Consider the following 4,049-nt stretch of genomic DNA (forward strand, 5'->3'; position numbering starts at 1 on the left):
CCATATATTCCATCTCGTCGGAAAATTCCGGCGTGCGCTGGCCTTCCACATCCTTGCCGATCACCGCGCGGGTCACGAAGGTTTCCTTGCCCTCGTCGATGATCTTGGCGGTGAAATCGGTCAGGTTCACCCAGATATGGCGGCGGCCACGGTCGATATTGATCCAGCGCTCGCGCTCCAGCGCGACGATGATGGATTTCATGCGCTCTTCGGGGGCGATGTTCAGCTCGGCCAGCGTCGCCTCGCTCAGGATGCCATCCGGCTCCAGCCCATGCGCGATCTGAAAGCGCTGCACGGCCTTTTCCACGCTGTCATCATAATCGCGCGTGGCCGAACGGGCGAGATAGCCCATCGCCACCAGCCGGTCGCGCAGCAACACGACCGCATCGCCGGTCGAGCCGGGCTTGAGCTGCACCGCAGGCAAAGGCGCGCCCCAGCCGCCCGACGAGATCTGCGTCTCCAGCCGCAGCTTGCCCTTCACCAACTGGGCATAGGCCGGGGCCGAGGGCGCAAGGCCAGCCAGAAAGGCCGCCAGATCGGGGCTGCTCAGCGCGGTCAGCGCCGCCTCGGGGGCGATGCGCGGCAGCGGGCGCACGATCTGCGGGTCGATCTTCTTAGGCTCCAGCACGCCGCCATGCAGATCATGCACATAATCCAGATAGGCGCGGGTCATACGCAGCTCCAGCCGCCCCCGGTCGCCCTCTGTCTGGGCGGCGCGGAAGGCGGCGGCCAGCGCATTGGCATCATAGCGCTGCACCGGCAGGCCATGATCGCCCGCATGGGTCAATGCCGCCAAAAGCACATTGCGCCGCTCTGCATCGCCAGCCCCGGTCCAGAGGGGCATGTAGTTGCGCGCCGCATAGAAGGCGGCGAGGCTTTCATCCTCGGCCGCCGCGATGGCCAGCGATTGCGTGAACGGGTCCACCTGGGCCGCCGCGCGATGGGCCACGCCCCCCGATACCGCCAGCATCACAGCAAGGGTCAGCACGGGGCGGCGCAGGGCAAAGGCGGGCATCGGAACCTCGAAGGACAAAGATTTGCCTGATTTTCGAGGATTTGCTGCGGCGAGTCCATGCGACTCGGCCCGAAAGACCGCTCAAATCCCCCTGAACCGGCTTCGCAGGCGGCGGCAAGCCTGCGTTTTGTCACATTTGCGCAACAGCGCAGCTTTCAGCCGAGGGCTTTTCAGAAAAATGGCGGCATTCAGCAAATCTTTGCCGATTGGGCGTCTGATGGGGGCGCGATCCAAACTTGCGCTTCTGTTGCGATTCGTCTTGTGCCATAAGATTGGGGCACTTGAGGAAAGTGGCAGGAACCGCAGGCACATGCGGTAGAAGACCGAGGGACAGGCTCTGATGACCAACACTGCGCAAACCGGCGTGACTCGGCGTGGCCTTCTTGGCGTGTTTGCAGCGACCGCGCTTGTGGCGGCCCCCACCTACTCCAATGCTTTCGGATTGTTGCGCGGCGCAGGCGATATTCGCCGCATCCGCATGTATTCGGGCCGCACCGGCGAGAGCATGGACACGATCTATTGGATCGAAGGCAAGTACATCAAGGAAGTGTTGAAGGAAATCAATCACTTCATGCGCGACTGGCGCACGGATGACACCATGACCATGGACCCGCGCACGGTGGACATCATGGCCGCCTCGCATCGCCTGCTGGATGTGTCGGAACCCTATATGCTGCTGTCGGGCTATCGCAGCCCGCGCACCAATGCCATGCTGCGCTCGAAATCCAGCGGCGTGGCGCGCAATTCGCTGCACCTGAAGGGTCAGGCCGCCGATCTGCGGTTGAAATCGCGCTCGGTCGGGCAGATGGCCCGCGCGGCGGAGGCCTGCGCCTCGGGCGGGGTTGGCCGTTATTCCGGCTCGAATTTCGTTCATATGGATTGTGGCCCGGTGCGGCATTGGGGCGGCTGATCGCCCGCGCTCCATCAGACAGACACAGGGCGCCCGAGGGCGCCCTTTTCCATGGCTGAAAGCCGCAGCCGGCTATGCCTGTCTTGCCCAAAGCGTCAGTCCTCGGATTCATCGTTTTGGGGCGCGTTGAGCTGGCGCCCGCGATAGCCCATGGCGACCACGAATTTCTCGGAACTGTCAGACCGGCTGGCCGGGGGTTTCACATTCGCCACCTTCTTGAAATTCTTCTTCAAGGTCGCGTTCATTTCATTCTCGGCGCCGCCTGCCAGAACCTTGGCGACAAAGGTGCCGTCATCCTCCAGCACGTCGAAGGCGAAGGCCAGCGCGGCCTCGATCAGCGCGATGATGCGCAGGTGATCGGTGCCCTTATGCCCCGAGGCCGCCGCCGCCATGTCGCTCATCACCACATCGGCGCGCCCGCCCAGCCAGCCCTTCACCAGCGCATCCGCCTCGTCTGACAGGAAATCAAGCTGATGCAGCTCGGCCCCCGGAATCGCCTCCACCTCTTGCAGATCGACCCCGATCACCCGGCCCTGCGGTTTCCTGGGGTTGTCGCCAAGCGCGTTCACCCGCGGCACCGCCACCTGACACCAGCCGCCGGGCGCGCAGCCCAGATCGACGACCCGCGCACCGGGTTTCAAAAAGCCGTAGCGGTCATCCAGTTCCAGGATCTTGTAGGCCGCGCGACCGCGAAAACCCTCGCGCTTGGCGCGTTGCACATAGGGGTCGTTCAGTTGGCGTTCCAGCCAGAGCGTCGAGGACAGCTTGCGCCCCTTGGCGGTTTTCACCTTCACGCGCAGATCGCGCTGGCCCCGGCCCGAAGTGTTCTTGTCTGGTGTCTTCATCTGTATGGTCCATCTCCCAGAACGCCATCGGCGCTCATCTGGGCATAAAGCAGCCCTTCGCGCAGGCCTCGATCCGCCACGGACAGGCGGTCGGTCGGCCAGATGCGCATGAGGGCTTGCAGGATCGCCGCCCCCGACATGATCAGTGAATGGCGGTCGCGCCCGATGCGCGGATCGGTGCGCCGCCCCTCCGGCCCCAGCGACAGGTAATCGCGGATCACCGTATCAATCTGGTCCGAGGTCATCGACAGCCCGTCCACCTTGGTGCGGTCATAGCGCCGCAGCCCGAGGAAACTGGCCGCCACCGTGGTCACCGTGCCAGAGGTGCCGATGATCTGGAACCCCTCGCGCGGGTTTTCGGCATTATAGGGCGAGAAACTGGCGAGGTTTTCCTCGAAAAACCAGCTCATCAGCGCAAAGCGCGCCGCATCATCCTCGACATCGCCGAACTGGTCTTTCAGCGTCGCCACCCCCAGCGGCACGGAGATCCAGTCCACCACCCGCGCGGCGGGCGCATCCCCCTTGGGGGTAAAGCCCGCATGCAGCCGCATGATGGCGCGCGGGCGATCTTCGGGCGGCACGGCGGAGAGGTCGATCCAGACCAGCTCGGTCGAGCCGCCGCCAATATCCACCACCAGCAATTGCTCGGTCCGGGTCGAGACCAGCGGCGCGCAGGAGATCACGGCGAGGCGCGCCTCTTCCTCGGCGGGGATGATCTCGACCGCGAGGCCGGTTTCCCGGCGGATCTGGCGCATGAAATCGCGCGAGTTGCGGGCGCGGCGGCAGGCCTCGGTGGCAACGAGGCGCATGCGGGTGACGCCGTGTTTCTCGATCTTTTTCTGGCAGATGCGCAGGGCCTGGATCGTGCGCCCCATGGAGCTGCGCGACAACCGGCCCGAGGCCTCAAGCCCCACGCCAAGCTGGACAGACTTGGAAAAGCTGTCCACGACCAGAAACTGGCTGCCCTTGGGTTGGGCAATCAGCATCCGGCAACTGTTGGTGCCCAGATCCAGGGCCGCATAAAGCTGTGGCCCCGGCTGGGCCGGACGAGGGGGCGACGGTTCGACCACAATGCCCCCGCGCCCCCGACGGGACGGCTTGGGCCCCGGCTTCGCGCCGGGCTGCGGGATCGCGTCCTCCCCTCGGGGACGCTCGGGCGTCATGGCCGCCCTCCATTTCAAGTTGGGATCAGAGTAGACGCGATGACGGTTCGGCGCAATGGGCCGCATGCGTGAGGAACCCTGTCGGAGGGGGCCGGATCAGGAAACATATATGTTTC

4 protein-coding genes are annotated in these 4,049 nt (G+C 64.8%); 1 reads left to right on the plus strand and 3 read right to left on the minus strand.

The genetic code is table 11. From position 1 onward, the window contains the following. On the minus strand, positions 1-1,033 hold a 1,033-nt coding region (locus JNN06_RS08675; protein WP_291239189.1), incomplete at its 3' end, for a peptidoglycan-binding protein. Positions 1,034-1,355: 322 nt separating this feature from the next. On the opposite strand from JNN06_RS08675, the gene JNN06_RS08680 reads away from it, so the two are divergent. Then, entirely contained in the window at positions 1,356-1,925 is a 570-nt protein-coding gene (locus JNN06_RS08680; protein WP_291239190.1) for a DUF882 domain-containing protein, read from the plus strand. Between the two features lie 95 nt (positions 1,926-2,020). On the opposite strand, the gene JNN06_RS08685 is transcribed toward JNN06_RS08680, so the two are convergent. Next, entirely contained in the window at positions 2,021-2,770 is a 750-nt protein-coding gene (locus tag JNN06_RS08685; protein WP_291239191.1) for an RlmE family RNA methyltransferase, read from the minus strand. Beyond that, positions 2,767-3,933: a Ppx/GppA phosphatase family protein gene (locus JNN06_RS08690; protein WP_291239192.1), complete on the minus strand. Its 1,167-nt coding sequence runs from the start codon at positions 3,931-3,933 to the stop codon at positions 2,767-2,769. The genes JNN06_RS08685 and JNN06_RS08690 overlap by 4 nt, the downstream gene beginning before the upstream one ends. Positions 3,934-4,049: the final 116 nt, after the last annotated feature.

The organism is Gemmobacter sp., from assembly GCF_016792925.1.
Classification (GTDB): domain Bacteria; phylum Pseudomonadota; class Alphaproteobacteria; order Rhodobacterales; family Rhodobacteraceae; genus Gemmobacter.

Excerpts from the sequence above, each read along its gene's own strand:
- JNN06_RS08685 (WP_291239191.1), bottom strand. The coding sequence starts at position 2,770 with ATGAAGACACCAGACAAGAACACTTCGGGCCGGGGCCAGCGCGATCTG.
- JNN06_RS08690 (WP_291239192.1), bottom strand. The coding sequence starts at position 3,933 with ATGACGCCCGAGCGTCCCCGAGGGGAGGACGCGATCCCGCAGCCCGGC.
- JNN06_RS08680 (WP_291239190.1), top strand. The coding sequence starts at position 1,356 with ATGACCAACACTGCGCAAACCGGCGTGACTCGGCGTGGCCTTCTTGGC.